Here is a 25300-nt window from a genome sequence, read left to right on the forward strand (position 1 = left end):
TCGATGACCTGGCTTGCTCTCGGCCTCGCCCTCTTCCTTGGCATTCACCTGACCCGCGCCGTCGCACCGCGCTGGCGCGACGCGCAGATCGCCCGCCTCGGCGAAAAGGGCTGGAAGGGCCTCTACACCCTGGCGTCGCTGATCGGCTTCGGCCTGATCCTGTGGGGCTTCTCGCAGGCGCGCCTCGAACCGGCCGTGCTGTGGCCGGCCATCCGCGGCATGAACCACGCCGCCGCCGCGCTGATGCTGGTCGCCATGGTCCTGATGGCCGCGGCCTATGTGCCGCGCAACCACTTCAAGGCCAAGCTGCAGCACCCGATGACGCTGTCGGTCAAGGTCTGGGCCTTCGCCCACCTGATCGCCAACAACACGTTGGCCGACGTGATGCTCTTCGGCAGCTTCCTTGTCTGGTCCATCCTGGTCTTCCGCGCGGCGCGGCGTCGGACGGCGCCGGTCGCCGCGCAGGGCACGGTGGCCGGCACGCTGGCCACCCTCGTCGTCGGCTTCGCACTGTGGGCCTTCCTCGCCTTCTGGGCACATGCGGCATGGCTGGGCATCGCGCCGCTGGGCCGATGATCCGCCCCATCATCGCGGCCGACGAGGCGGCCTTCATCGCCGCCGCACGGGCCAGCCGCTCCCTGCATCGGCCCTGGGTGCAACCGGCCTGCGACGCGGCCGCCTTCGCCCGCCACCTCGCGCGCTTCGACGGCGCAGCCCATCACGGTTTCGTCGTGGTGGCGGAGGGCGAACTGGCCGGCGCCATCAACCTGACCAACATCGTCATGGGCGCGTTCCGCAGCGGCCACCTCGGCTACTACGCCTTCGCCGGTTTCGAGGGCCGCGGGCTGATGACGCAGGGACTGGACGCCGTTGTACGACACGCGTTCAAGGACCTGGGCCTGCACCGCGTCGAGGCCAACATCCAGCCCGGCAATCTGGCCTCCATCGCGCTGGTCAAGCGGTGTGGCTTCCAGCTGGAGGGCTACTCGCCCCGCTATCTGAAGATCGGCGGCCGCTGGCGCGACCACGAGCGCTGGGCACGGCTCAAGCCCTGAACCCGCCAAGGCGACCCGCGCCGACCTACAACCTGGGGATCAGCCCCGCGCGCGAGCTTGTCGCGCTGCAGGCAGGCGGCCATCATCCGCCGAGCCATCAAAGCCGCCGAGGAGAACCCATGGCCACCCAGCCCCGCAAGTCAGTCGCCAAGAAGACCGCCGCCGGCAAGGCCGCCGCCAACGCGGCGCCCACGCCCAGGCTCGACGCCCGCCCCGACCGACTGGACCTGCGCGACCTCGTCTACCGCTCGCCGCTGCGCTCCCTGCCGCCGCGCTGGCCGCAGGACAGCGACCTCAAGCGCCTGCTGCCCGCCTACGTGAAGGCCGGCCGCATCCTCAACCAGGGCAACGAAGGCGCCTGCACCGGCTTCGGCCTGGCCTGCGTCACCAACTACCTCTACTGGCTGCGCCACCTCGACGCGCCGCGCAGCCGCGCCGTGCCGGAGATGGTCAGCCCGCGCATGTTCTACGAGCTGGCCAAGCTCTACGACGAGTGGCCCGGCCAGGACTACGAGGGCTCCTCCTGCCGCGGCGCGCTCAAGGGCTGGCACAAGCACGGCGTGTGCTCGGCCACGCTGTGGCCCTACCCGCTGGACCGCGAAGGCAACGGCGTCTTCGAGCGCCCCGCGGCCGGCTGGGACGACGATGCCACCGGGCGGGCGCTGGGCGTGTACTACCGCGTCGACAAGCGCAGCGTCGTCGACATGCAGGCCGCCATCTACGAGATCGGCGCCATCTACGTGTCGGGCGACGTGCACGATGGCTGGACGCTGGACGAATCACCCATGCCCGCCAGCCACGACAAGCTGCCCCGCATCGAGCGCATGGCGAAGAAGACCGGCGGCCACGCGTTCGCGCTGGTGGGCTACAACGAGCGCGGCTTCGTCGTGCAGAACAGCTGGGGCACGGGCTGGGGTGCCAGCGGCTTCGCCATCCTCAGCTACGAGGACTGGATCACCAACGGTACCGATGCCTGGGCCGTGGCCCTGGGCGTGCCGCAGGACCTGTCGGACATCAAGGGTCGCCAGCCTCCGGCAGCCAAGGGCGCCAAGAGCGCGAAAGGCGTCAAGGCCGCACCCGCCGCGGCGGGCGGCTTTCGCGTCATGGCCGGCCGCGGCCTGTCGGACGTCGGCGCCACGCTGCGCGACAACGACAACCCGCGCGACGACCCCTGGCCGTTCGACCACGCTTTCGCGCACAAGCCCTACCAGCCCCTGCGCACCGACGAGGCCTACACCCACACCCTGGTCTCGGGCAACGACGGCCAGCTGATGTCTACCGACTTCACGCGCGCCCGCGGCGACCGCGAGGGCCTGGCACGCGAAATCGTCGTCGAGCGACCCGCAGCCTGGTTCAAGGCGAGCCAGGACAAGACCGTCAAGCTCGCCATCTACGCCCACGGCGGCCTGAACTCCGAGAGCAGCTCCGTGCAGCGCATCCGCGTGCTCGCGCCCTGCTTCCTCGCCAACGGCATCTACCCGCTGTTCTTCACCTGGAAGACCGGCCCCGGCGAGACGCTGATGGACATGCTCGACGACCTCAAGCACCGCGTCGTCGACTCGGGCGACCGCAGCGCCGGCTGGCTGGACCGCATGCGCGAGGCGGCCGCCGAGGCCAAGGACCGCGCCATCGAGGCCGTGGGCCGCCAGTTCGCGCGCGGCATCTGGAGCGAGATGCGCGAGAACGCCGAGGGCGGCGCCACGCCCGACCACGTGCTCGACCTCGCTGCCCGCATGCTGCGCGAACTGCGCGACGACCTGGCAAAGAGCGGCAAGGCGCTGGAGATCCACCTAGTCGGCCACTCGGCCGGCTCCATCCTCATCGGCCACCTGCTCGGCCGGCTGGGCGGCGCCAACGCCATCCAGGCCAGCAGCTGCGAGCTCTACGCCGCCGCCTGCTCCAGCGGCTTTGCCGCGCAGCACTATGGCGCCGCCCACCAGGCCGGCGTGCTGTCGCTGGACCGGCTGCGCCTGCACGTGCTGACCGACGCCAACGAACGCGCCGACGGCCTGCCCGACAGCGGACGCGACATCTACGGCAAGTCCCTGCTCTACCTCGTCTCGCGGGCGCTGGACGACGTGCGCAAGCAGCCCCTGCTGGGCATGGAGCGGGCGCTGGTGAAGCCCGACCCGGCGTGGGTGGACGACCAGTGGGCCGGCCCACCGAACGCCGACGTCGCCGCCTGGCTCAAACTCTGGCCGGCCGGCGAGCTGCTGAACCGGGTCGCCGCGCCCAAGGTTCGCACCACCAAGGCCGGCGACCAGATCGACGCCGGCCACGGCAGCTTCGACAACAACATTGACGTGCTGACCGGCACGCTGGAGCGCATCCGCGGCAGTGCCCTGGTTGCGCCCATGGAATGGCTGGATTACTGACGGCCACGCCATACTGCGCCGCCATGCGCCCACTCATCTCGCCCATCTGTTGGTACGCCAGCATTGCCGCTGGGCTGATGCTCACCGCCGCGGCCATCGCCGCGAGCAAGCCGACGGCGGCGCAAGGCTATTGAAGCGGCGCGGACAATCACGGCATGAAATACCTGCACACCATGGTCCGCGTCCATGACCTGGACGCCTCGATGCGCTTCTACCGTGACGCCCTCGGCCTCGTCGAGGTCAGGCGCTCCGAGCACGAAGCCGGCCGCTTCACCCTCGTCTACCTCGCCGCGCCCGGCGACGAGGACGCCCAGGTCGAGCTGACCTACAACTGGCCCGGCGCCGACGGCAAGGCGGAGGTCTACACCGGCGGCCGCAACTTCGGCCACCTGGCCTATGCCGTGCCCGACATCTACGCCGCCTGCCAGCGCTTCGTCGACCACGGCGTGACCATCAACCGCCCGCCGCGCGACGGCCGCATGGCCTTCGTGCGTTCGCCCGACGGCATCTCCATCGAGCTGCTGCAGGCCGGCCCCGCGCTGGCACCGGCCGAGCCCTGGACGTCGATGCCCAACACGGGCAGCTGGTGAATCACAGGGCCAGCGTGTCAGCCCAGATGTTCTCGGCCCAGCCCAGCGCGAACGCCGCCTCCTGAGCACTCGCCGCCGGCGACACGCCGCCCGCGCCCGCCACCGCCTTCATCGTCTTCTCGGCCGCGTCGTATTGGTGGACGGAGGCCACGTGCATGGCCTCGGTGGGCGTGACGAAGCTGTAGCAGGTGTTCATCACCACCGGCGCCGGGTTCACGGCCTCGCCCTGCAGCAGCTGCAGCACGGCCGCCGCTGCCAGCTTGGCCTGCTGGTTGGCGAGATGGCCGGATTTGGGCATGCCCGGCGCGGAGAAGATGGCGTCGCCGACGACGTGCACGCCCGGCGCGGCCAGGGCCTGCATGCTCAGCCAGTCCACGCCCACCCAGCGGCCGTTGACGTTGGCGAGGTCGCGCGCCAGCTCGCCGGCGCGCTGCGGCGGGATCAGGTTGAGCACGTCGGCCCGCACGTCCTCGAACTCAAAGCGGGCCACGTCGCCGGCCATCTCCTGCAGCTCGGCATTGGGCCGGTACTCCAGCACGTCGGCGTGATGCTGGGCAAACGCGCGCTCGAACAGCGCCTTCTTGCTCTGGATCTCGGGGTTGGCGTCCAGCACCAGCAGCTTGGCGCGCGGCTTGGCACGCCGCAGCCAGGATGCGATCAGGCAGGCCCGCTCGTAGGGCCCGGGCGGGCAGCGGTAGGGTGCCTTGGGAATGCTCATCAGCACGACACCGCCATCGGGCATGTCCTGCAGCTGGCGGCGCAGCGCCAGCGTCTGCGCGCCCGCCTTCCAGGCATGCACCGCGCGGCCGCGGTCGTAGGCGGCGGCCAGTCCGGGAATGCCGTCGAGCATGAAGTCGATGCCGGGCGCGAGCACGAGGCGGTCCCAGGCCAGCAGGCTGCGATCGGCCAGGCGGAGGGTCTTCGCGGCCGGGTCCAGGCCCACCACCTCGCCACGCAGGCGCTTCACGCCCTGGGCCTCCAGCCCGCCATAGCCATGGGCGATGCCGATGGGGTCGCGCGCGCCGGCGATGACGAGGTTGGACATGGGGCAGGAAATAAAGCCCTCGTTGCGCTCCACCAGCGTCACATCGACGGCCGCACCGCCCCAGAGCTTCAGATAGCGCGCCGCCGTGGCGCCGCCGAAGCCGCCGCCCACGACGACGACGCGGCCCAGCGCGGGCGTCGTCGTCGTTGCGCAGCCGGCCAGCGCGGCAAGGCCGCCCGCGGCGATCAACCGGCGCCGCTCGATCATGGCCTGGCCTGCGCGGCAAAGTAGGCCGCAACGAGGCGCAGCTGCGCCTCGCTGTAGCCCTTGACGATCTGCGGCATGACCGTGCCCGGCTGGCGGCCGCTGCGGTAGTCGGCCAGCAGCTCCAGCATCACTTGGGCCTTCATGCCGGCCAGCGGCGGGATCGAGCCGCCTTTCGGCCGGCCGTTCGTGCCGTGGCAATTCGCGCAGGTGGCCGCGAGGCTGCGGCCGACGTTGAGATCCTGCGCCAGCGCCGGGGCGCAGAGCAGCAGCAAGAGCCAGGCCTTCATCCGCACACTCCTTTCATGCCTTGCCGCTTGCATGCGGCAAGTCCTTCGCCGGGCGTCGGACAGCGCGCAGGCGCTGTCCTCGGTCCCGACTCAGAGCTTGTGGGATCGGTCTCCGCGTTCGAAACCCAGCGCGTCGAACGGCGCGCTCAGCGGCGCGAAGCCGATCACCTTGAACAGCTCGCCCATCTCGTGCTCGGCCAGCAGGCGGTGCGCCATCGCGCGCTCCCCGAGGCTGGCGCCGTGCAGCAGATCGGCGATGCCGCAGTTGAGCAGGAAATTGGCCTGGCTGGTGTAGCCCAGCACCACCAACCCGGCGTCCTGGCCGGCCAGCGCGATGCCGGTGAAGTTGACGTGGGCCGTAATGTCCTTGTCGCCCACCGCCACGAGCGGGTCCGCGTCAGCCTGGTGGGCCTGGTGGCACATCAGCGTGCCGCCGCGGCGCTGCGGGTGGTAGTACTCGGCCTCGGGGAAGCCGTAGTCGATGAAGAAGGCCGCACCGCACTTGAGCGCGCGGGCCAGCGTGGCGATGAAGGCCTCGCCCTGTGGGTGGATCTCGGTGACCGTGCCGGGCACGAAGCCGGTCTCGATCGGCGGACGCAACATGGTGTCGCGGTCCTCGAAGGCAAAGCCGCCGCCCTGCGACACGACGCCGCGCTCGCGCCAGACCTGGCCGTCGAAGGCGAGGAGCTGCACCGGCATCGCGTCCAGCACCTCGTTGCCGATGACGACGGCCTCCAGCTCCTGCGGCAGCTCGTCCAGCCATTCGACGCGCTCGCCCCAATGGGCCAGCCGCTCGCGCTGGCGCTCGCGCAGATCGGCCGAGAGCTCGACGATGCGGTAGCGCGCCAGGCCGGCGTCCAGCGCCTCCAGCTCGGCGATCAGCTGGGCCGCCAGCGCGCCCGAGCCGGCGCCGAACTCGACGACGTCGCGGCAGCCGCTGGCGTCCATCGCCTGCTTGAGCTGGCGCGCCAGCGCACGGCCGAACAGCGGCGACATCTCGGGCGCGGTGACGAAGTCCGAGCCCTCGCCGGGCATCTGGCCGAACTTGCGCCGGCTGCCGGCGTAGTAGCCGAGGCCGGGCTCGTACAGGGCCAGGTTCATGAAGCGGTCGAAGGACAGCCAGCCGCCGTTGCCGCCGATCTCGGCCTGGATCTTTTCGACGAGGGTCATCGCGCCTTCACCCAGGCCTCGAACTCGGCCGCCGGCATCGGCGCGCCCACCAGCTCGCCCTGGAACTGCTGGCAGCCCCAGCCGGCCAGCAGCTGCCACTGCGCGGCGCTGCGCACGCCCTCGGCGGTGACGGTGAGGCCCAGTCCCACGGCCATCTGCACGATGGCCCGCGTGATGGCCTGGGCGCCGACGTCGTCGGGCAGGCGGGCGACGAAGCTCTGGTCGATCTTGAGCTTGTCCAGCGGCAGCTCGGTCAGGTGGGCCAGCGAGGTGTAGCCGGTGCCGAAATCGTCCACCGACACGGTCAGCCCCAGCGCACGCAGCTGGGTGAGCGTGGCCGGCGCGTGCTCGATGTCGTCGATGAGCATGCGCTCGGTCAGCTCCAGCTCCAGCCACTGGCCCTTGGCGCCGGAGTCGACGAGCACCTTCTTCACGGTGTCGGCAAAGCCGTCGAGGTGGAACTGCATGCGCGACAGGTTGACGGCGATGCGCATGGGGCCGTGGCCGTGGGTCAGGCCCTTCTCGCGCCAGCGCCGCGCCGTCACGGCGGCCTCGCGCAGCACCCATTCGCCCAGCGCCAGCATCAGGCGGTGACGCTCGGCGACGAAGATGAAGCTGTCCGGCCCCAGCAGGCCGCGCTGCGGGTGGCGCCAGCGCAGCAGCGCCTCGGCGCCGGAGAGCTGGCCCGTCGTCGCCTCGACCTGGGGCTGGAAGAACAGCTCGAACTCGTTGCGCGTCAGGCCCTGCGCCAGCTCGGCTTCCAGCACGAGGTCGGCATAGGCCGTCTCGGCCAGGGCCGGCTCGAAGAACTGGTAGGTGGCGCGGCCCTTGGCCTTGGCGCGGTACATGGCCGTGTCGGCATGCTGGATGAGCTCGTCGGCCTGCCGGCCGTCGTCCGGGTAGACAGCCACGCCGATCGAGGGCGTGACGGACAGCGCGCGGCCGTCGGCCTTGACCGGCACCTCGACGACGGACAGCAGCGCCTCCAGCACGACGACGATGTCGGCGCGGCTGGTCAGGTCGGTCAGCAGCACGACGAACTCGTCGCCGCCGAAGCGGCCCACCAGGTCACTGGCGCGCAGCGCGCCGATGAGGCGCTCGGACACGGTCGTGAGCACCTGGTCGCCCTCGAGATGGCCCAGCGAGTCGTTGACGCGCTTGAAGTTGTCCAGGTCGATGAAGAGCAGGGCCAGCATCTCGCCCTTGCGCTCGGCGCGCTTCATCAGCAGGGCCATGCGGTCCATGAAGGCACCGCGGTTGAGCAGGCCGGTCAGGCCGTCGTGGTGGGCCAGGTGCTGGATGCGGGCCTCGCTGGCGAGGCGGTCGCGGATGTCGCGCACGATGGTCATGCGCAGCTTCTCGCCGTCGCGCTCCAGCGTGCGCACGATGAACTCGACCGGGATGCGCGTGCCGTCCTTGTGCAGCACGGCCGTCTCGTAGCGCAGCTCGCGGGCCAGGCGCATGACCTCCTTGACCTTGGGCAGCTCGTCCTCGGCGATGAAGGACAGCACGTGGCGGCCGATCATCTCCTCCAGCGTGTAGCCCACCAGCTCGCAGCAGGGCGGGTTCACGTCGGTCGTGATGCCGTCCCTGTGGAAGAGGATGCCCTCCACCGTGGCCTGCATGAACTTGTCCAGCCGTGCCTCGGACTCGCGCACCTGGCGCTCGGCCAGACGGTGCTTGGTGATGTCGTTGATGAGCACGCAGCTCGCCACCGGCTCGCCGTCCGGCCCGAGCTGGGGAATGAGGTGGACCTCGATCCAGCGCGGCGAACCGTCCGCCGCGGGCAGCTCGCGCTCGTAGCTGACGGCCACGCGCTCGGACAGCACCTTGTCGACGGCCGGCTGGATGCGCTGCAGCGCCTCCGGGCCGATGACTTCGCCGAAGGTCTTGCCGAGGATGCTCTGCTCCGTCAGGCCGAAGGCCTCGGCGTAGCCGCGGTTGGCGAACAGGCAGAGGTCGGTCTGGGCGTCGTAGAGGGCGATCCAGGCCGGCAGGTAGTCGGCCAGCAGCTTGAAGCGTGCAGCCTCGACCGCACGCGCCGCCATCACCTCGGCGGCGGTCACGATGAAGCTGTCCTGCGGGCCAGACACAGATCGTCCCAGGCTCCGGCCTTGTCGGCCGGCGAACGCAACAGATAGGCCGGATGGTAGGTGACCACCACGGGCAGGTCGCGCCACACGTGCACGCGGCCGCGCAGCCGGCCCAGCGGCTCGGCCAGGCCGGTCAGCCGGCGCGCGGCCTGCAGCCCCATGGCCAGCACGAGGCGGGGCCGCAGCAGCTCGGCCTGGCGGGCCAGCACGGCCTCGCAAGCGTCCAGCTCGGCCGGCTGCGGCACGCGGCCGCGCGGCGGGCGGCACTTGACGATGGGGGTGACGAAGGCCGTGGCCTCGTCGCCGCCGCGGCGCTGGCCGGCGGCGAGCAGCATGCGGTCCAGCAGGCGGCCACCGTCACTCGCCGGCTGGCCGGCAAAGGCCTCGCCGGCGGCGTCGTCGGCCTCGTCCGGCGGATCGGTGACGACCAGCCACTGCGCCTGCTGCAGCGCGCCGTTGCCGAAGACGGCGCTGCGCCGCTGCTCGCACAGGCCGCAGGCGCGGCAGCCGGACACGGCCTCGCGCAGTGCGGGCAGATCCAGGCCGGCGAAGCTCGACGGCGCCGCCGGGGCCGACACGCGCACGACGACCGGCGGCGGCGCGGCAACGACGATGGGCTCGGGCTCGGGCTCGGCCTCGATGACGTCGGCGACCGCCCCGGCAACGGCACTCGCGGCCGGCATCCGGTAGCCCATCTCGGCCAGCATGGCCCGTTGGCGCTCGTCCCAAGTCATGAATTGACCATTAGGCTCATCAGGATGGCGTCCTCGCGCGGCCCCTGCTGCACCGGGTAGTAGGCGCGGCGCCTGCCGACTTCGGCAAAGCCGTAGCGCCGGTAGACCTCGCGGGCGCGCGCGTTGCCGACGCGCACCTCCAGCCACAGCTGCGTCAGGCCGCGGCGGCGGCATTCGGCCACCAGGCGGTCCAGCATTGCCACGGCCAACCCCCGCCCCTGCCAGGCCGGCACGACGGTGATGTTGAGCAAATGCATCTCGTCCACCCCGGGCATCGCCAGCCAGTAGCCCAGCAGCTCGGCACGCGCCCCGCGCAGCACCTCGGCCGGGTAGGCGGCGGCCAGCGAGTCGACGAAATTGCCATGCGTCCAGGGCACCGGATAGGCCAGACGCTCGACCGCGATGATCTCGGTCAGGTCGGGCACCCGCATCGGCGCGGCCTCGAACGGCGGCAGGCCGGGTTGCAGCACCGCATTCATGCGCGCTGCTCCCGCTCGGCCGTCGTCAGCGCGACCTTGTCGCGCACGTAGACCGGCAGCGCCTCGGCGGCGTCGCGCGTCTCGCCGCGCTGCCAGGCCGCCCGCGCCAGCGCGCCCAGGGCGGCAGCGCGCGAGCGGGCCTGCGGCCAGGCGCGCGGCAGCGGGCCCAGAGCGTCGGCGTACTCGGTCAGCGCGGTGCCGGCGACGGCGACCGGCCGGCCCCAGTGGCCGGCCAGGGCAGCGGGCGCGTAGAGCGCCGGTGCCTCGACGACGGCCCAGGCCCCGTCCACCCAGCGGTAGTGCGCCGCGTAGATCTCGCCGATGCGCGCGTCCATCGCCACCCACACGTCGTCGCCGGCGCCTTGCGTGCGGGCGTCCTCGGCCACCAGCATCAGGCTGTCGACGGCCAGCACGGGCTTGTCCAGGCCGAAGGCCAGGCCCTGGGCGACGGCGCAGGCCGTGCGCAGGCCCGTGAACGCGCCAGGCCCCTGGCCGAAGGCGATGGCGTCCAGGTCGGCCATCTTCACGCCCGCGCCGGCCAGCAGGGCCTTGACCTCGGGCAGCATGCGCGCCGAGGCCTGGGCGCCACCCGCCGCCTCGAAGACCTTCGTCTGCCCCGGCATCACGAGGGCCAGGGCCATCGTGTCGGTGGAGCTGTCGAGAGCCAGGAGAGAGGGCATCGGGGCAGTGTAACTTTCGGGTCATGCACAAATGGGCTCTGGCATGGCTGTTGGGGGGGTGGGGGCTGGGCGCCCAGGCGACCGACGCCCTGCCCCTGTCGGTGCAGGTGGCGCTGCGCCAGGCCCAGCTGCCGCCGACCGCCTTGGGGCTGGTCGTGCAGGCGCTGGATGAACCCCGGCCGCGCCTGGCCTGGCAGGCGGCCACGCCGCTGAACCCGGCCTCGCTGACCAAGCTCGTCACGAGCATGGCGGCCCTGGACACGCTGGGGCCGGCCTGGCAGTGGCAGACGCCCGTCTGGCTGACCGAGGACGGCGGCCTGGCCATCCAGGGCAGCGGCGACCCGCGGCTGAGCACCGAGCGGCTGTGGGCCGGCCTGCGGCGTCTGGGCGTGGCCGAATTGCGCGGCCCGCTGCACCTGGATCACAGCGCCTTCACGGCCGGCAGCGCCGATCCCGGCGACTTCGACGGCGAGCCCTGGCGCGTCGGCAACGCCCAGCCCGAGGCGCTCCTGCTGAACGCCAAGGCGGTGAGCTACACCATCCGCATCGACGGCCAGCAGGCCCGCATCACCGCCGACCCGCCGCTGGACCCACCTCAGGCCGTGCCGGCCACCACCGCCCCCTGCGGCGACTGGCGCGGTGCGCTGAAGCTGCAATGGGCGCCGGGCCAGCGCCCGCGCTTTGCCGGCAGCTTTCCCGCCGCCTGCGGCGAGCAGACCTGGACGCTGGCCGACCCCGAACCGGCCAGCTACCCGGCCCGGCTGCTGGCGCTGCTGCTGCGCGACGTCGGCATCGCCTGGCGCGGCGAGGCCGTTGTGGACACACCACCCCCGCTCGCCGCACCCACGCTGTTCTGGCCCGGCCCGACACTGGCCGAAGCACTGCGCGACATGAACAAGGGCAGCAGCAACCTGATCGCCCAGCAGGTGCTGCTCAGCACGGCCCGCGCGGCCGGCGTGGCCGCGCCTTCACCTGCCTCGGCGGCGAGCTGGCTGCAGGCCTGGCTGGACGCCCGCGCCGGCACCACGCCGCCCACCCGCCTCGTCAACGGCTCAGGGCTGGCGCGCGAGACGCGCCTGAGCCCCGCCCAGCTGGCCGCGCTGCTGCGCTGGTCCTGGGGCCAGCCCTGGATGCCCGAGCTGCTGGCCTCGCTGCCGGTGGCGGGGCTGGACGGCACGCTGAGCCGCCAGCCCGGGCGCTTCGGCGCGGCGGCCGGGCGGGCGCATCTCAAGACGGGCTCGCTGCGCGACGTCGTCGCGCTGGCCGGCATCGTCGACGCACCCTCGGGCCGGCGCTGGGTGCTGGTGGCGGTCATCAACCACCCGCAGGCCCAGGGGGGCCGGGGCGTGCTGGAGGCGGTGCTGAGGTGGGTGGCGCAGGACGCACCGGAAACCAGGACGCAGCCCTAGCCGGCCGCGTAGGGCGTCACGCCCATGCCCTCGAACCAGGTGTCCTGCGTGGACTCGTGGCCGCCGCCGACGGCGTTGTAGTTGACCGTCAACTCCTCGTCGGCGGCGATGTCGCGGATGGCGACGAAGCGCAGCAGGCGGGCCTCGGCGTCGGCCTCGTAGCGCATGTTCGCGGGGTTCTCATGGTTGTACATGCTGCCGTAGCCCAGCGCCAGGCAGTGGCCCGCGTCGGTGCCGGCCAGCACGCCCCAGTTGAACAGCAGCTTGCGGACCTCGCCGGGCACCGAGGCGTAGGAGCCAGTGAAGAGCACCACCGGGCAGGCCTCGATGACCTCGCCCTTGGCATGCGCACGCGCGGCGAAGGCGCCGCGGCCCTTGCTGGTGCCGGTGTGCTTGATGTAGACGCTGGGAGCATGAACGGTCATGTGCCGATTGTCGCTACCGCCGCCGGCAGCGCCGAGTTATCGGGCGACGGCTCGGTCTGACGCTGGCCGCCGGATCCCCGAACGACGTCGCGACGAAGGCCCTGACCATCACGCGGCCCAGGCCCGGTTCAGCCGAGCTGCATGGGCCAGGAACGGGGCGATGCCGCGACCGCCATTCGCCCGCCCCCGGCCGCCACTCGCCCGCACCGGCCTCCCGTTCGCCCATCCGGCGTGCCGGGCGCCCGGCACCGGACGCAGCATGGCGGCCATGGACATCCGACGCACCCTCCGCGACAACCGCGGCTTACTCCTCTTCCTGCTCAGCTTCGCGCTGCTGCGCACCGCGGTGGCCGACTGGAACCCCATCCCGTCGGCGTCCATGCGGCCGACGCTGCTGGAGGGCGACGTCGTGCTCGTGAACCGGCTGGCCTACGACCTCAAGCTGCCGCTGACCGACCTCGTGCTGCTGCCCATTGCCGAGCCGCAGCGCGGCGACGTCGTCACGCTGAGCTCGCCGGCCGGCGGCACCCGCCTCATCAAGCGCATCGTGGGCCTGCCGGGCGACCGCGTGGCGATGCAGGGCGACGTGCTCATCCTCAACGGCCAGCCGCTGGCCTATGCCGACCCGCAGACCCACGGCGAAACGGTGGCGCCCGGCTGGGTGGTGGACGCGGTGCGCGCCACCGAGGCCCTGCCCGGCCGCCCGCACACGGTGCAGCTGCTGCCCTCGCTGCGGACGCGGCGCGACTTCGCCGAGATCACCGTGCCGGCGGGCCAGTACTTCCTGCTGGGCGACAACCGCGACAACAGCGAGGACTCGCGCTTCATCGGCACCGTGCCACGCGAGAAGCTGATCGGGCGGGCACACCATGTCCTCGTCGCGGCGGACTGGCTGGGCGAGGACGGCTGGCGCCTGGCGCCGCGCTTCGAGCGCTGGGTGTCGGCCATCCGTTGATGCTGCCGATGTTCTTCAACCACCCCAAGCCCGTCGTCGACCCGCGACCCGTGGCAGCACTCGTCGTTCAATGTGCGGCGCGCCCGCAGACAGCATCGAGCCTTCTCATTCTTCCCAGCGAAAGCGCCAGATCGCAACCAGCCCCAAGACCAGGCTGAAACCCAGCATGACCGCGCTCGGCAGCAGCGCCTCGGCGAAGGGCTGGCCACGCCAGGTCATCGCGTCCAGCGCGTCTACCGCCCAGCGCGTGGGCACGGCCAGCGACAACGTCTGCAACCATTCCGGGAAGACGAAGGCCGGCACCCAAGCGCCGCCGAGCATGACCATCAGCAACGTGGCCAGGATGGCCAGACCCCGCGTGGCCTCGGGCGTGCGGCCCAGGGCCGCGACGAGCAGGCCGAAGCTGGCCGTCAGCAGCGCGAAGCACACCAGCACCAGCGCGAAACCCGCCGGGCTGCCCAGCACGCGCACGCCGAAGGCGGCGATGGCGACGGCGTAGATGACGGCAAAGACAATCAGCGAGATCAGCGCGCTGGCCGCGATGCGGCTGCCCAGCAGCTGGGCCTTGGACAGCGGCGCGGCGCGAAGCCGCTTCCACAGGCCCAGGCGGCGCATCATCAGCAACCCGAGGGCCAGCTCCACGCCGCTCATCAGGATGAACTGCACGCCCATGCCGGCAAAGGAGTGGGCATAGCTGTTGTAGGCCACCGGCGCGGCGTTGGCAGCGGACTGCAGGGCCTCGATCTCGCGCGTCACGTAGGGCATGGACAGCCCACCGGCCTGCGGCGCCGACGCGGCCTGCGCGGCCTCGCGCTTCTGCACGGCGCCGATGCTGTCGAACATGCGCGCCAGCTCGGCGCGGTGCTCGGGTGCGAGGCCCGTGTCCTGCGCCACCTGCTGCTTCAGCTCGGCCAGCACGGGGCTGCTGGCGCTGAAGGTCGAGCGGCTGACCTCCTGCGTCAGCGTCTGCGCCAGCAGGCCGCGCACGACGGCCAGGGCGCTGGCCTGGGAGGGGTCGTAGTGCAGCTGGATCTCGGGCTTGGGCACCGCGCCGAACATCGCGGCGCCGGCCTGCTTGCCGAGGCCGGGCGGCAGGATGGCGACGGCGCGCAGCTTGCCCGCGCGCACCTGGGCGATGGCGTCGGCCTCGGTCGTGACCGTCGTCTTCAGCGAGGCCTCGGCCTGCAGCGCGGCGACGACACGCTGGGACAGCGGGCTGGCGTCGAGGTCGACGACGCCGATGGGGATGCCCGCCATCTTGCTGCTGCCACCGAACAGGCTGCCGAAGAAGGCGGCGATGAGGATGGGAGCGACGATGCTCATTAACACCGCGCGGCGGTTGGAGAAATGCAGCTTGATTTCTGCACGGACGAGGGCGAGCAAGGCTTGCATGGCTTCAGTCCCGGAGTTGACGGCCGGTCAGGGCCAGGAAGACGTCTTCAAGCGTGGCGCGCGCCGAGGCGAGGCCGCGGACCTTGATGCCGCGCCGTGACAGCTCGGCGAGCAGGGGGCCGGTGTCGCGGGCCAGGTCGCCCGCGCTGGCTTGCAGCCGCTGGCCCACGCGGGTCACGCCGGGCAGGCCGGCCAGCGCGGCATCGTCGGGCTCGCCGGCCATCTCGACGTGCAGCATCTGCGCTGCCGGCAGCAGCTCGAACAGCTGGGCCTGGGTGCCGCTGGCGACGACGCGGCCGTGGTCAATGATGACGATGCGGTCGGCCAGGCGCTCGGCCTCCTCCATGTAGTGCGTCGTGTAGACGAGCGCCTTGCCGGCCGCCTTGAGCAACTCCAGGTTGTCGAAGATGGCATTGCGGCTCTGCGGGTCGACGCCGGCGGTGGGCTCGTCCAGCACGATGACGTCGGGGTCGTGGATCAGCGCGCAGGCGATGTTCAGGCGCCGCTTCATGCCGCCGGAGAAGGTGGCGGGCCTGTCGCGGGCGCGCTCGCTCAGGCCCACCATGGCCAGCACCTCGTCGGCGCGGCGCCGGATGAGGTCGGGCGCCATGCCGTAGAGGGCGCCGCACAGTTCCAGGTTCATGCGCGCCGGCAGGTCCTCGTAGAGCGCGATGTCCTGCGGCACCAGGCCGATGCGACGCTTGTAGCGGGCCTCGTCGGAGGCGAGGCTCAAGCCGCCGGACAGCGTCACGCCGCCGGCATCGGGCGCGGTCAGGCCGCAGATCATGCCCACCGTCGTCGACTTGCCAGCGCCGTTGGGGCCCAGCAGGCCCAGCACCTCGCCTGGCCGCAGCGCCAGGCTCACGTCCTGCACCGCCACCCGGTCGCCGTAGGCCTTGCGCAGGCCGCGCGCCACCAGCACTTCGTTCGTCATGCCGCTTGTCTCCTGGATCGAGTTGGCCGGCATGCTAGGGCGCCCCCCTGGCGAGCGCGGGCGGCGGTGCGACGGATGGCCGGAACGAGGCGCGAATCGACAACGACGGGCGTGGGTGGCGCGCCATACTGCCGGCATGAAGGCACGCATCGGCATCATCGGCACGGGCTGGGTCGGCACCAGCGTCGCGTTTTCCACGTTGCTGGCCGGGCATGCCCGCGAGCTCTGGCTGCACGACCAGCGCGGCGACGTGGCCGAGGGCGAGGCCCTGGACCTGGCCGACGGCGCGGCTTTCTATCCGCGCTGCGCGGTGCACGCCGTGCCGCTGGAACGGATGCGCGAGGCCGACATCGTCGTGCTGGCTGCCGGCCGCAACGGCCGCCCGGACGAAAGCCGACTGGACCTGCTGCGCGACAACGCCCGCATCGCCGCCGGCGTCGGGCAGGCGCTGGCGGGCTTTGGCGGCATCGTCATCGTCGTGACCAACCCGGTGGACGTTCTGACCCGTGTCGTCGCCGAGGCCGGCGGGCTGCCGCCCGAGCGCGTCATCGGCACCGGCACGCTGCTGGACACGGCGCGGCTGCGCGAGCGGCTGGCCACGCGGCTGGGGGTGTCGACGCAGTCCATCCATGCCCAGGTGGTGGGCGAGCATGGCGATTCGTCGGTGATGCTGTGGGACGGCGCCCGCGTCAGCGGCCTGGCCCTGCGCGACTGGCCCGGCTGGCGGGCAGACGAAGAGGCACAGCTGGCCAGCCAGGTGCGCCGCGCGGCCTACGAGGTGATCCGGCGCAAGGGCGCCACCAACCATGCCATCGGCCTGGTGACGGCCGAACTGATCGGCTGCATCGCGGGCGATGAGCGCCGGCTGCTGCCGGTCAGCCGCATGCAGACGGGAGCCTGCGGCGTGGCGGGCGTCGCGCTGTCGCTGCCGACGCTGGTAGGGGCGGGCGGCGCGGTGCAGGTCGTCGAGCCGGCGATGGACACGGCCGAGCGGCAGGCGCTGGCGGCATCGGCGACCGTGCTGGCACGGGCCTGGCTGTCGCTGGGGCCGGCGCTCAGCGCGCCCTGAAGCGCCCCACCAGCGCGTTCAGGCGCTGCGCCAGCGCGTTCAGGCGCTGCGCCAGCGCCCTCAGCCAACGCCATTGGCCCCGGACCCGCTTCGGTCGACCTCATCGACATCCGACACCAAAACAGCGTTTTGAACAGCACGGTCCGGCAGTCCATTTGCAAGGTCAAAACACGCCTCACAATGTCTGCTTGCTCCCGAAGTTAGGGATCGATGGAATGGGCTACAGGCGTTACGTTTTGCTTACGTCGGAGACGCGTTCCGTTGACGCAATCTGGCGAGTCTTCTCGCACTGCAGTACCCGCGTCACCTGATGTTTCTTCGCCGCCTGAATCCCGAATCGGCCACCGACCGTGAAATCGCGTCGGCGCTCTTTCTTTCCAGTCCCGACTACGAACTGCGCAACCTCGGGCGCCTGCCGAGCGCAGACACCAGCGAGCCCGTGTGGATGCGCTTTCCGCCGGAGTGCAGGCCGGAGCACCGCCACACCTTCGCCGCCTTCGACCGCGACGAGCCGATCGGGCTGGCGCAGGTCGCGATGCATATGCCCACCCGCGACTGCGCAGCCTTGCTGCTGCTGCTGGTGCCCGGGCAGCTTCAGCAACAGCACATCGGCTGCGAGATCGTCGAGCGCCTGAGCAAGCAGGCGCGGCGCTGGCCCGGCATAGCCAACTGGTACGTCACCGTGCTGGAGTCCAACAGCGCCGCCATCGGCTTCTGGCGGCATTGCAGCTTTCGCACCAGGACGCAGGGCCTGGTCTGCGAGGGCTTCGCCGACCGACTGACGCTGATGACGCGACCGATCAAGGCACGGCCCGCCTGCCAGCACCAGCGCGCCACCGAGAACGACCAGCTGGTGGCCAGCCGGCACCTGTTCGCCCGGCTGCCCTGAGGGCGCGCAGGCCGGCCGGCGTCAGGCCGTGGCCAGCGCCCGGCCGATCAGGATCTTCTGCACCTCGCTCGTGCCCTCGTAGATCTGCGTCACGCGCACGTCGCGGTAGATGCGCTCGACGGGGAAATCGCTGAGGTAGCCATAGCCGCCGTGGATCTGGATGGCCTCCGAGCAGACGCGCTCGGCCATCTCGCTGGCGAACAGCTTGGCCATGGCCGCCTCCTTCAGGCAGGACCGGCCGGCGTCCTTCAGACTGGCAGCGTGCCAGATCAGCTGGCGCGCGGCCTCGATCTGCGTGGCCATGTCGGCCAGCTTGAACTGCACCGCCTGGTGGTTGAAGATGGGCTCGCCGAAGGTGACCCGGTCGCGGCTATAGCGCAGCGCCGCCTCGAAGGCCGCACGGGCCATGCCCACCGACTGCGACGCGATGCCGATGCGCCCGCCCTCCAGGCCCGACAGCGCGATCTTCAGGCCCTGGCCTTCCTCGCCCAGGCGGTTGGCAGCCGGCACGCGGCAGTTCTCGAACAGGATCTGGGCCGTGTCGCTGCTGTGCTGGCCCATCTTCTCCTCGATGCGCGCCACCGTGTAGCCCGGCGTGTCGGTCGGCACGACGAAGGCACTGATGCCCTTCTTGCCGGCCGCCTTGTCGGTCACCGCCATGACGATGGCGACGTCGCCATGCTTGCCGCTGGTGATGAACTGCTTGACGCCGTTGAGCACGTAGGCGTCGCCGTCACGGGTGGCCGTGGTCTTCAGCCCACCGGCCTCGGAGCCGACATGGGGCTCGGTCAGGCAGAAGGCGCCCAGCATGTCGCCGCGCGCCAGCGGCTTCAGGAAGCGCTGCTTCTGCTCGTCGTTGGCAAAAGCCATCAGGATGGAGCAGACCGGGCAGTTGTTGACGCTGACCACCGTGCTGGTGCCGCCGTCGCCCGCGGCGATCTCTTCGAGGATGACGGCCAGGGCCAGGTAGTCCAGGCCGGCGCCGTCCCATTCGGTGGGCACGGCCACGCCATAGCAGCCCAGGGCGGCCAGGCCCTTGAGCTGTTCGGCAGGGAAGTGATGATTCTTGTCCCAGGCCGCGGCGTGGGGGGCGATCTCGGCCTGCACGAAGGCGCGGATGGCGTCTTGTACGGCGAGGTGGTCTTCGGGGAGGAGCATGGGTGGCGCTTTCCGACAAACATTGGGGATGGGGCCATTGTCGACCGCCCCTGCCGGCGCCGGCTACCAGGCCAGCCGCTGCCCGTCGTAGTTGAAGAAGCTGCCCGTGTCCGCCGGTTTAACGCTGGCAAGCACGGTGCGCATGCCGGCGATGCTGGTCGGGGCGTCGATGTCGGCGCTGCCGCCGCCCATGTCGGTGCGCACCCAGCCGGGGTGGAAGCTGATGACGGTGGCCTTGCCCGCCAGGGCCAGCGATGCGTCCTTCATCACCGAATTCACCGCCGCTTTCGACGCCCGGTAGAGCCAGCCGCTGGTGCCGGCGCGCAGGCCGATGGAGCCCATGCGCGAGGAGACGATGGCCAGGCGCGCATCGGGCGCCAGTGCCTCGGCCACCTGCGGCAGCAGCCGCATCGGGCCCAGCACGTTGGTGCGCATGACGAGGTCGAAGTCGTCCTGCGCCGGCGCCTCCAGCGCGCCGGCACGCGGGCCGAAGACACCGGCGTTGATGACGACGACGTCGAAGGCCTCGCCGTCGACCTGCCAGGCCAGGCCCGACACGCTGGCCGCGCTCGCCACGTCCAGCGTCAGCGGCTTGGCGCCGAGCTCGGCGATGCGCGCGCGGCCGGCCTCGTCACGCGCCGTGGCGATGACGCGCGCGCCGGCCGCACGGTACTGGCGCACGAACTCCAGCCCCAGCCCGCGCGAGGCGCCGATGATGAGGACATTCATGGCTTGGTGAGCGCCAGCTTGGCCGCCAGCAAGGTGAAGAGTCCGGCACCGCCGAGGTTGAGGCCGCGCCCCACCCAGGGCCGCGGCCGGCTGCGGCGCAGCGGCGCCACCAGCGCGATCAGCGCCAGCAGGAACAGCAGGCCCTGCGCGATGAACCAGGCGCCCAGGAAGAGGAAGGCCAGCGTCTTTTCCGGCGCATCCGCCAAGATGAACTGCGGCAGCAGCGCCAGGAAGAACAACGCCACCTTCGGGTTCAAGGCATTCGTGAAGAATCCCTGCCGCGCGGTGCGCCACAGCGAGGGCGGCGCACTGACCTCGGCCGAGGCCGCCGCCGCAGGCCGCAGCCCTGCGCGGGCCATGCCGAAGGCGACGTAGAGCAAATAGGCCGCGCCCACCAGCTTGACGACCGTGAACGCCTCGGCCGACGTGGCCAGCAGCGCCGCCAGGCCGAAGGCCGCTGCCAAGGTGTGCAGCACGCAGCCGGCCATGATGCCAACTGCCGCAGCCACGCCCTGGCGCCAGCCACCGCGCAGCGTGCTGGCCACGGTGTAGGCCATGTCCACACCGGGCGTCGCGTTCAGCACGAACACCGTCGCGGCAAACAACGCCAGGTCGTGGGTGCCGAGCATGGTTTAGAGCATCTCGACGGCCAGGGCCGTGGCTTCACCGCCGCCGATGCACAGCGCCGCCATGCCCTTCTTGAGGCCGCGGGCCTTCAGCGCGCCCAGCAGCGTGACGACGATGCGCGCACCGCTGGCGCCGATGGGGTGGCCCAGGGCCACCGCGCCACCGTTGACGTTGACGATCTCGTGCGGCAGCTTGAACTCGGCCATGGCCGCCATCGTGACGGCGGCGAAGGCCTCGTTCACTTCCCACAGGTCGACGTCGCCGGCCTGCCAGCCGGCCTTGGCCAGGGCCTTCTGGATGGCGCCGACCGGGGCCGTCGTGAACCAGTCCGGCGCCTGGGCGTGCACCGAGTGGCTGACGATGCGGGCCAGCGGAGCGAGGCCGCGCGCCTTGGCCGTGCTCTCGCGCATCAGCACCAGCGCGGCGGCGCCGTCGGAGATGCTGGACGAGGTGGCGGCCGTGATCGCGCCGTCCTTCTTGAACGCCGGCTTGAGGCCGGGGATCTTGTCGAGCTTGGCCTTGAAGGGCTGCTCGTCGTACTTGATGACCGTGTCGCCCTTGGGGCTGCTGAGCGTCACCGGCGCCATTTCCCAGTCGAAGGAGCCACTCTCGTTGGCGGCCTTGGCGCGCTGGGTGGAGGTGATGGCGTACTGGTCCATGGCCTCGCGGCTGAAGGCGTACTTGGCCACGCACTGCTCGGCGAACACGCCCATGGCCTTGCCGCGCTCGTAGGCGTCTTCCAGGCCGTCGATGGCCATGTGGTCGTAGACGGCGCTGGCGCCGTACTTGATGCCCTTGCGCGCGAACATCAGGTGGGGCGCGTTGGTCATGCTCTCCATGCCACCGGCCACCATGACCTCGGCCGAGCCGGCGGCCAGCATGTCGTGAGCGAACATCATGGCGCGCATGCCCGAGCCGCACATCTTGCTCAGCGTGACGGCGCCGGCCGAGTCGGGCAGGCCGGCGCGGCGCAGCGCCTGGCGGGCGGGGGCCTGGCCCTGGCCGGCCATCAGGCAGTTGCCCATCAGCACCTCGTCGATGGCGTCGCCCGGCACACCGGCGCGTTCGACGGCCGCCTTGATGGCGATGGCACCCAGTTCCCAGCCCGCGAGGCCGGCGAAATCACCCAGCAGGCCGCCGATGGGCGTGCGGGCGGCAGAGACGATGACTACTGCGTCGGACATGATCTGTACTCCGTTGGTAACTCGAAACCGGAATTGTGGCGCGGCGCGTCAGCGTGCGACGCCCGACGGCACGATGCCGCACTCCACCGGGCGGACTTCCGGCTCCAGGCGCCGCACCGCGCGGCAGAACTCATTCCAGAACGAGCGTATCCAGCCAGGGTGACGTTGCGCGAAATCGACCGACGCCGGCGCGAAGAAAGGCAGCCGGGTCGCCGTGGCCCACTCCACCAGGCCGGCACGCTGTTCGGGAGGCAGGGCCTCGCGGCTGGTGAGCAGCAGGTCGAAGCGCTTGGCGTTCAGCATCTGCATGCCGAAATCCAGCGCCGTGATGGGCTCGACCGCCCAGCCGCGGCTGCGCGCGAACGCCTCCTGCACCGACCCGGCCATGACGCCTACGCGCCAACCCGGCGGCAGCTGTTGCCCGTCCCAGGCCGGCTGCGCGGGCGTGCCGGGGCGGCCGAACAGCACCAGGCGGCCGAACACCGGTGCCCAGGCCACATCGGGCTGGCCCTGGGCATCGCGGGGAAAGCGCATCGTGCGCAGGCGCTCGGGCGTGACGCCGTACAGCAGCGCAACGTCCAGTTGGCCCTGGGACAGCAGGACGCTGAGGCGGCGTGCCGGCAGACGCACCAGCTCGGCGCTGCCTGCGCAGTCCAGGCGCTTGAGCGTCTCGCGCATCGCCACGACCTGCCAGCCCGGCGGGTCTTCGAAGCGCTCGCCATGGCCCATCAGCATCGGCGGCGAGGCCGTATCGTTGAAGCCGATGCGCACGCTCTTCGGGCAGCCCGGGTCAGCCGCCCACGCCGCCTGCCCGAACAGGGCCAGGAACAGGATCGGGAGCAACCAGCGCGGCATGTGCCGAGTTTAGGGGGGCAGTCAACGCCACAGCCGGTAGGCCCAGAAGGCCTCCTCGGCCTGGATGCGGCGGCGCAGTTCCTCGGGGCTGAAGCCGGTCAGGCGGCGCGTCTCGCGGCAGAGGTGGCTCTGGTCTGCGTAGTCGTTGTCGGCGGCGATCTCGGCCCAGTTGACGCCCGCGCCGCCGGCCCCGGCTTCGGCGGCCGCCACCGCGTAGAAGGCGCTCTCGGCGCGCGACACGGCACGCAGCTCCCGCATCGGCAGACCCGCCCAGGCCTTGATGCGGCGCTCCAGCTGGCGCAGGCTGCGGCCGGCGGCGCTGGTGGCGGCGCGCACGGCCAGGGCCTCGGTCCAGTCGGCATAGCGGTGGCCGGGGCGCTGCGTGCCCAGAGCCTGCCAGCGCGGCAGCAGGAAGTCTTCCAGCAGCCGCAGCCGGCCCGCGTCGTCTGCCGCAGCGGACATGGCCTCGGCCCAGACCCGCCAGTCGGGCGGCAGCACCTCGCGGGCGTCGACGACCTGGTTCACCTGACGGTCCAGCGCCACGCCGGTCAGCGCGGTGAAGGCGTCGGGCAGCATCAGCAGCTTGAAGGCCGCCATCCCGCCCGGATTGCGGGTGTGCGTGGGCAGCGTGAACGGCCCGCCGAACAGCACGGGCGCGTGGCGGCGCTCAGGCGGCGGCGTGGAGAAGCCGGGCGTGGCCAGCCATTCGCTGCTGCCCTCGGCCCACCAGAACAGCGTCACCAGCGGCGTGGCGGGAAAGTAGTTCTCGCGCTGCGCCGCACCGAGCGCGCGGCCGCGCGTGTCGCGCAGCATCACGCCGCGCACGCAGCCGGCCAGCGCCAGCGGCGGCAGCCAGAGGCGGGTCGCTGCGTCGTCCATGCGGTCAGTGTCGCATTCGTTCAAGACCGCGCCGGGCCGCGGGCGCAGCATCAAGGCCCATGACGACCCTAACCTGGAACGATCTGCCGAGCCACCCCGACCGCTGGTGGGGCCTGCCCGTGCTCGCCGCGATGCGGCGCGACTACCTCGCCGTCATCGCCGCCCAGCAGCCGCTGGGCGACCTCGTCGGCCAGCGCATCCTCGGCGAGCGCGGCGTCGACGTCTTCGACCCCGAGCTGCTGCGCGAGGTCATGGTCGAGCACGCGGACGCGCTGATCCGCTGGGAGCGCGGGCCCGAGGTCTTCGCCGAGCTGATGGGCCAGTCCGTCCTCGTCACTGAAGGCGCCACCTGGCAGCGCCAGCGCCGCATGCTGATGCAGGCCTTCACACCGAAGCGCGTGGCCGGCTATGCCGTGCTGATGACCGAGGCCGCCGTCCAGGGGCTGGGTGGCGTGCGCGACGGCGAGGTCGCGATGGACACGCTGTTCAGCCACCTGACGATGGACGTTATTTCGCGCACGCTGTTCAGCACGCCCATCGGCACGGACACGGCCGCCGCCGCCCAGGCGGTGCAGGTGCTCAGCGAGACGGCCCTGGCCGAGATGTTCTGGCCCATCACGCTGCCCGACTGGCTGCCGCTGCCCGGCAAGGCCGCCAAGCGCCGCGCCAACCGGCTGATGCACGGGCTGCTGGCCGGCCACATCGATGCCCGGCGCGCCGGCAGCGAAGACAAGGCCGACCTGCTCGGCATGCTGATGGCCCTGCGCGACGACGCGACCGGCGCGGCGCTGTCGCCGCGCGAGGTCTACGACCAGTGCATGGTCAGCTTCCAGGCCGGCCACGAGACCAGCGCCACGGCACTGCTGTGGTGGAGCTGGCTGCTGGCGGCCCACCCCGGAGCCCAGGCCCGCGCCCGCGCCGAGGTGGACGCCGTGCTGGCCGGCCGCGTGCCGACGGCCGACGACGCGGGCGCCCTGCCCTTCCTGTCGGCCACGCTGAAGGAGGCCATGCGCCTGTACCCGCCGGTGGCCGCGATGCTGACGCGGCGGCTCACGCGCGAGATCACGCTGGCCGGCGTGCGCCTGCCCGCGCGCACGCTGGTGCGCGTGACGCCCTGGCAGCTGCACCGCGATGCGCGCTGGTGGCCCGACCCGCTGGCCTTCCGGCCCGAGCGCTTCCTGCCCGGCGCGCCGGACGAGATCCCGCGCGGCGCCTACATCCCCTTCGGCCTGGGGCCGCGGGTCTGCCTGGGCCAGCATTTCGCGATGCTGGAAATGACGCTGATCGCGGCGCTGCTGCTGCAGCGCTTTGCGCTGAGCCCGGTCGGCCACGAAGCGCCCAGGCCGCGCATGGCCGTGACGCTGCGGCCGGAGGGCGGGCTTCGCCTGCAACTGAGGGCACGCGCATGAACGCCTGGCTCGTCGGCGCCGCCGCCCTGGTCTTCGTCATCGGCCTCGTGCACTCCTGGCTGGGCGAGCGCAGGATCTTCAGCGCGCTGCGCCGCGGCGACATCGTGCCCAGCGGCGGAGCACCGGTGCTGCGCGGCTTCCAGACCCGCATCCTGTGGGCGAGCTGGCATCTCGTGACGGTGCTGGCCTGGGCGCTGGCCGCCCTGCTGCTGTGGCTGGCCGGCCCGGCCGCCCGCGCGGCATCGGGCGGGGTTGTCGAGGCCGTCATCGCGACGACGCTGCTGGCCGGCGCCGGCCTGGTGCTGTGGAGCAACCGCGGCCGCCATCCGGCCTGGCTCGCACTACTCGCGGCGGCCGCGCTGGTGCTGATGTCTCAGCGGTAGAAGGCCTCGACCTGGCCCTTGAGCTTGATGCACAGCGGCCGGCCCTTGCGGTCCAGCGTCTTGCCGGCGGGCACCTTGATCCAGCCCTCGCTGATGCAGTACTCCTCGACGTCGCTGCGCTCCTTGCCGTTGAAGCGGATGCCGATGTCGTGCTCGAACACGGCGGCGACGTGATGGGGGCTGCGTGGGTCGACGCTGAGGTGGTCGGGCAATTCGGGGCGGGTATCGGACATGGTCGGGTGCGAGAAAACTGGAACCTCGCATTGTCGCGGCGGCGCGGCAGCCACT

The 25300-nt window shown here is 71.7% G+C and carries 27 protein-coding genes; 10 read left to right on the forward strand and 17 right to left on the reverse strand.

Annotation, left to right across the window (positions count from 1 at the left end; all coding sequences use genetic code 11):
* The first annotated feature begins 3 nt into the window (after positions 1–3).
* The 4 genes from AC07VX_RS09950 to AC07VX_RS09965 all read left to right on the forward strand — a co-directional run bounded on the left by AC07VX_RS09950 (position 4) and on the right by AC07VX_RS09965 (position 4020).
* Positions 4–576, forward strand: coding sequence for an NnrU family protein (locus AC07VX_RS09950; RefSeq protein ID WP_493164558.1), 573 nt, complete (start codon positions 4–6; stop codon positions 574–576).
* The gene (locus AC07VX_RS09955) at positions 573–1055 is read left to right on the forward strand and encodes a GNAT family N-acetyltransferase (protein ID WP_493164559.1); all 483 of its coding nucleotides are present in this window, start codon (positions 573–575) and stop codon (positions 1053–1055) included. Before AC07VX_RS09950 ends, AC07VX_RS09955 begins: the two co-directional genes overlap by 4 nt.
* A gap of 119 nt (positions 1056–1174) precedes the next feature.
* Positions 1175–3430, forward strand: a complete 2256-nt coding sequence (locus AC07VX_RS09960; RefSeq protein ID WP_493164560.1) for a C1 family peptidase — start codon at positions 1175–1177, stop codon at positions 3428–3430.
* 155 nt (positions 3431–3585) lie between these two features.
* A complete protein-coding gene (locus AC07VX_RS09965) occupies positions 3586–4020 on the forward strand; it encodes a VOC family protein (protein ID WP_493164561.1) in 435 nt (144 codons plus the stop codon).
* Position 4021: 1 nt separating this feature from the next.
* Here AC07VX_RS09965 and AC07VX_RS09970 read toward each other — a convergent pair whose 3' ends face one another.
* The 7 genes from AC07VX_RS09970 to tsaB all read right to left on the reverse strand — a co-directional run bounded on the left by AC07VX_RS09970 (position 4022) and on the right by tsaB (position 10715).
* On the reverse strand, positions 4022–5272 hold the full coding sequence (locus AC07VX_RS09970) for an FCSD flavin-binding domain-containing protein (RefSeq protein WP_493164562.1): 1251 nt from the start codon (positions 5270–5272) through the stop codon (positions 4022–4024).
* Positions 5269–5559 (reverse strand): c-type cytochrome, encoded by a 291-nt coding sequence (locus tag AC07VX_RS09975; RefSeq protein ID WP_493164563.1) that lies wholly within the window; start codon positions 5557–5559, stop codon positions 5269–5271. Before AC07VX_RS09975 ends, AC07VX_RS09970 begins: the two co-directional genes overlap by 4 nt.
* A gap of 90 nt (positions 5560–5649) precedes the next feature.
* Entirely contained in the window at positions 5650–6729 is a 1080-nt protein-coding gene (locus AC07VX_RS09980; protein WP_493164564.1) for a class I SAM-dependent methyltransferase, read from the reverse strand.
* Positions 6726–8822 (reverse strand): putative bifunctional diguanylate cyclase/phosphodiesterase, encoded by a 2097-nt coding sequence (locus AC07VX_RS09985; protein ID WP_493164565.1) that lies wholly within the window; start codon positions 8820–8822, stop codon positions 6726–6728. Before AC07VX_RS09985 ends, AC07VX_RS09980 begins: the two co-directional genes overlap by 4 nt.
* Complete coding sequence (locus AC07VX_RS09990; RefSeq protein ID WP_493164566.1) at positions 8792–9556, reverse strand: uracil-DNA glycosylase; 765 nt, start codon at positions 9554–9556, stop codon at positions 8792–8794. The genes AC07VX_RS09985 and AC07VX_RS09990 overlap by 31 nt, the downstream gene beginning before the upstream one ends.
* Entirely contained in the window at positions 9553–10035 is a 483-nt protein-coding gene (rimI, locus tag AC07VX_RS09995; protein WP_493164567.1) for a ribosomal protein S18-alanine N-acetyltransferase, read from the reverse strand. Before rimI ends, AC07VX_RS09990 begins: the two co-directional genes overlap by 4 nt.
* On the reverse strand, positions 10032–10715 hold the full coding sequence (gene tsaB, locus AC07VX_RS10000; protein WP_493164568.1) for a tRNA (adenosine(37)-N6)-threonylcarbamoyltransferase complex dimerization subunit type 1 TsaB: 684 nt from the start codon (positions 10713–10715) through the stop codon (positions 10032–10034). The genes rimI and tsaB overlap by 4 nt, the downstream gene beginning before the upstream one ends.
* A gap of 23 nt (positions 10716–10738) precedes the next feature.
* Between tsaB and dacB the strand changes: the two genes are divergently transcribed.
* Positions 10739–12124, forward strand: a complete 1386-nt coding sequence (gene dacB, locus AC07VX_RS10005) for a D-alanyl-D-alanine carboxypeptidase/D-alanyl-D-alanine endopeptidase (RefSeq protein ID WP_493164569.1) — start codon at positions 10739–10741, stop codon at positions 12122–12124.
* Here dacB and AC07VX_RS10010 read toward each other — a convergent pair.
* On the reverse strand, positions 12121–12549 hold the full coding sequence (locus tag AC07VX_RS10010; protein ID WP_493164570.1) for an SET domain-containing protein-lysine N-methyltransferase: 429 nt from the start codon (positions 12547–12549) through the stop codon (positions 12121–12123). The genes dacB and AC07VX_RS10010 overlap by 4 nt on opposite strands.
* A 268-nt stretch (positions 12550–12817) precedes the next feature.
* Here AC07VX_RS10010 and lepB point away from each other — a divergent pair, with 268 nt between their 5' ends.
* Positions 12818–13504, forward strand: a complete 687-nt coding sequence (gene lepB, locus AC07VX_RS10015; protein WP_493164571.1) for a signal peptidase I — start codon at positions 12818–12820, stop codon at positions 13502–13504.
* Between the two features lie 105 nt (positions 13505–13609).
* On the opposite strand, the gene AC07VX_RS10020 is transcribed toward lepB, so the two are convergent.
* Both AC07VX_RS10020 and AC07VX_RS10025 read right to left on the reverse strand, forming a co-directional pair.
* Entirely contained in the window at positions 13610–14896 is a 1287-nt protein-coding gene (locus AC07VX_RS10020) for an ABC transporter permease (protein ID WP_493164572.1), read from the reverse strand.
* 4 nt (positions 14897–14900) lie between these two features.
* On the reverse strand, positions 14901–15830 hold the full coding sequence (locus tag AC07VX_RS10025; RefSeq protein WP_493164573.1) for an ABC transporter ATP-binding protein: 930 nt from the start codon (positions 15828–15830) through the stop codon (positions 14901–14903).
* Positions 15831–15966: 136 nt separating this feature from the next.
* Here AC07VX_RS10025 and AC07VX_RS10030 point away from each other — a divergent pair, with 136 nt between their 5' ends.
* Positions 15967–16899, forward strand: a complete 933-nt coding sequence (locus AC07VX_RS10030) for a lactate/malate family dehydrogenase (protein WP_493164574.1) — start codon at positions 15967–15969, stop codon at positions 16897–16899.
* Positions 16900–17209: 310 nt separating this feature from the next.
* The gene (locus AC07VX_RS10035; RefSeq protein WP_493164575.1) at positions 17210–17788 is read left to right on the forward strand and encodes a GNAT family N-acetyltransferase; all 579 of its coding nucleotides are present in this window, start codon (positions 17210–17212) and stop codon (positions 17786–17788) included.
* A gap of 21 nt (positions 17789–17809) precedes the next feature.
* Here the strand turns inward: AC07VX_RS10035 and AC07VX_RS10040 are convergent, their stop codons facing one another.
* The 6 genes from AC07VX_RS10040 to AC07VX_RS10065 form a co-directional block, all read right to left on the reverse strand.
* A complete protein-coding gene (locus AC07VX_RS10040; protein ID WP_493164576.1) occupies positions 17810–18946 on the reverse strand; it encodes an acyl-CoA dehydrogenase family protein in 1137 nt (378 codons plus the stop codon).
* 63 nt (positions 18947–19009) lie between these two features.
* Positions 19010–19675, reverse strand: a complete 666-nt coding sequence (locus AC07VX_RS10045) for an SDR family oxidoreductase (RefSeq protein WP_493164577.1) — start codon at positions 19673–19675, stop codon at positions 19010–19012.
* Entirely contained in the window at positions 19672–20304 is a 633-nt protein-coding gene (locus AC07VX_RS10050; RefSeq protein WP_493164578.1) for a LysE family translocator, read from the reverse strand. The genes AC07VX_RS10045 and AC07VX_RS10050 overlap by 4 nt, the downstream gene beginning before the upstream one ends.
* A gap of 3 nt (positions 20305–20307) precedes the next feature.
* Positions 20308–21486 (reverse strand): acetyl-CoA C-acyltransferase, encoded by a 1179-nt coding sequence (locus tag AC07VX_RS10055; RefSeq protein ID WP_493164579.1) that lies wholly within the window; start codon positions 21484–21486, stop codon positions 20308–20310.
* Between the two features lie 48 nt (positions 21487–21534).
* Positions 21535–22341, reverse strand: coding sequence for a hypothetical protein (locus AC07VX_RS10060; RefSeq protein ID WP_493164580.1), 807 nt, complete (start codon positions 22339–22341; stop codon positions 21535–21537).
* A 21-nt stretch (positions 22342–22362) separates the two neighbouring features.
* Entirely contained in the window at positions 22363–23220 is an 858-nt protein-coding gene (locus AC07VX_RS10065; protein ID WP_493164581.1) for a helix-turn-helix domain-containing protein, read from the reverse strand.
* A 59-nt stretch (positions 23221–23279) separates the two neighbouring features.
* On the opposite strand from AC07VX_RS10065, the gene AC07VX_RS10070 reads away from it, so the two are divergent.
* The gene (locus AC07VX_RS10070) at positions 23280–24629 is read left to right on the forward strand and encodes a cytochrome P450 (protein WP_493164582.1); all 1350 of its coding nucleotides are present in this window, start codon (positions 23280–23282) and stop codon (positions 24627–24629) included.
* The gene (locus AC07VX_RS10075; RefSeq protein WP_493164583.1) at positions 24626–25012 is read left to right on the forward strand and encodes a hypothetical protein; all 387 of its coding nucleotides are present in this window, start codon (positions 24626–24628) and stop codon (positions 25010–25012) included. Before AC07VX_RS10070 ends, AC07VX_RS10075 begins: the two co-directional genes overlap by 4 nt.
* Here the strand turns inward: AC07VX_RS10075 and AC07VX_RS10080 are convergent.
* Positions 25003–25245 (reverse strand): DUF3297 family protein, encoded by a 243-nt coding sequence (locus AC07VX_RS10080; protein ID WP_493164584.1) that lies wholly within the window; start codon positions 25243–25245, stop codon positions 25003–25005. The two genes, AC07VX_RS10075 and AC07VX_RS10080, sit on opposite strands and share 10 nt — an antisense overlap.
* Between the last annotated feature and the right edge of the window lie 55 nt (positions 25246–25300).

The organism is Roseateles sp. GW821-FHT03B02 (assembly GCF_059421025.1).

What these genes read in the sequence shown, in the direction of transcription:
- AC07VX_RS09980 (WP_493164564.1), bottom strand. Translation starts at nt 6,729, where the DNA reads ATGACCCTCGTCGAAAAGATCCAGGCCGAGATCGGCGGCAACGGCGGC.
- AC07VX_RS09970 (WP_493164562.1), bottom strand. Translation starts at nt 5,272, where the DNA reads ATGATCGAGCGGCGCCGGTTGATCGCCGCGGGCGGCCTTGCCGCGCTG.
- AC07VX_RS10075 (WP_493164583.1), top strand. Translation starts at nt 24,626, where the DNA reads ATGAACGCCTGGCTCGTCGGCGCCGCCGCCCTGGTCTTCGTCATCGGC.
- rimI (WP_493164567.1), bottom strand. Translation starts at nt 10,035, where the DNA reads ATGAATGCGGTGCTGCAACCCGGCCTGCCGCCGTTCGAGGCCGCGCCG.
- AC07VX_RS10035 (WP_493164575.1), top strand. Translation starts at nt 17,210, where the DNA reads ATGTTTCTTCGCCGCCTGAATCCCGAATCGGCCACCGACCGTGAAATC.
- AC07VX_RS09975 (WP_493164563.1), bottom strand. Translation starts at nt 5,559, where the DNA reads ATGAAGGCCTGGCTCTTGCTGCTGCTCTGCGCCCCGGCGCTGGCGCAG.
- AC07VX_RS10065 (WP_493164581.1), bottom strand. Translation starts at nt 23,220, where the DNA reads ATGGACGACGCAGCGACCCGCCTCTGGCTGCCGCCGCTGGCGCTGGCC.
- AC07VX_RS10030 (WP_493164574.1), top strand. Translation starts at nt 15,967, where the DNA reads ATGAAGGCACGCATCGGCATCATCGGCACGGGCTGGGTCGGCACCAGC.
- lepB (WP_493164571.1), top strand. Translation starts at nt 12,818, where the DNA reads ATGGACATCCGACGCACCCTCCGCGACAACCGCGGCTTACTCCTCTTC.
- AC07VX_RS09965 (WP_493164561.1), top strand. Translation starts at nt 3,586, where the DNA reads ATGAAATACCTGCACACCATGGTCCGCGTCCATGACCTGGACGCCTCG.
- AC07VX_RS09960 (WP_493164560.1), top strand. Translation starts at nt 1,175, where the DNA reads ATGGCCACCCAGCCCCGCAAGTCAGTCGCCAAGAAGACCGCCGCCGGC.
- AC07VX_RS09955 (WP_493164559.1), top strand. Translation starts at nt 573, where the DNA reads ATGATCCGCCCCATCATCGCGGCCGACGAGGCGGCCTTCATCGCCGCC.
- AC07VX_RS10020 (WP_493164572.1), bottom strand. Translation starts at nt 14,896, where the DNA reads ATGCAAGCCTTGCTCGCCCTCGTCCGTGCAGAAATCAAGCTGCATTTC.
- dacB (WP_493164569.1), top strand. Translation starts at nt 10,739, where the DNA reads ATGCACAAATGGGCTCTGGCATGGCTGTTGGGGGGGTGGGGGCTGGGC.
- AC07VX_RS09950 (WP_493164558.1), top strand. Translation starts at nt 4, where the DNA reads ATGACCTGGCTTGCTCTCGGCCTCGCCCTCTTCCTTGGCATTCACCTG.
- AC07VX_RS10080 (WP_493164584.1), bottom strand. Translation starts at nt 25,245, where the DNA reads ATGTCCGATACCCGCCCCGAATTGCCCGACCACCTCAGCGTCGACCCA.
- AC07VX_RS10060 (WP_493164580.1), bottom strand. Translation starts at nt 22,341, where the DNA reads ATGCCGCGCTGGTTGCTCCCGATCCTGTTCCTGGCCCTGTTCGGGCAG.
- tsaB (WP_493164568.1), bottom strand. Translation starts at nt 10,715, where the DNA reads ATGCCCTCTCTCCTGGCTCTCGACAGCTCCACCGACACGATGGCCCTG.
- AC07VX_RS10040 (WP_493164576.1), bottom strand. Translation starts at nt 18,946, where the DNA reads ATGCTCCTCCCCGAAGACCACCTCGCCGTACAAGACGCCATCCGCGCC.
- AC07VX_RS10050 (WP_493164578.1), bottom strand. Translation starts at nt 20,304, where the DNA reads ATGCTCGGCACCCACGACCTGGCGTTGTTTGCCGCGACGGTGTTCGTG.
- AC07VX_RS10055 (WP_493164579.1), bottom strand. Translation starts at nt 21,486, where the DNA reads ATGTCCGACGCAGTAGTCATCGTCTCTGCCGCCCGCACGCCCATCGGC.
- AC07VX_RS10070 (WP_493164582.1), top strand. Translation starts at nt 23,280, where the DNA reads ATGACGACCCTAACCTGGAACGATCTGCCGAGCCACCCCGACCGCTGG.
- AC07VX_RS10025 (WP_493164573.1), bottom strand. Translation starts at nt 15,830, where the DNA reads ATGACGAACGAAGTGCTGGTGGCGCGCGGCCTGCGCAAGGCCTACGGC.
- AC07VX_RS10045 (WP_493164577.1), bottom strand. Translation starts at nt 19,675, where the DNA reads ATGAATGTCCTCATCATCGGCGCCTCGCGCGGGCTGGGGCTGGAGTTC.
- AC07VX_RS09990 (WP_493164566.1), bottom strand. Translation starts at nt 9,556, where the DNA reads ATGACTTGGGACGAGCGCCAACGGGCCATGCTGGCCGAGATGGGCTAC.
- AC07VX_RS10010 (WP_493164570.1), bottom strand. Translation starts at nt 12,549, where the DNA reads ATGACCGTTCATGCTCCCAGCGTCTACATCAAGCACACCGGCACCAGC.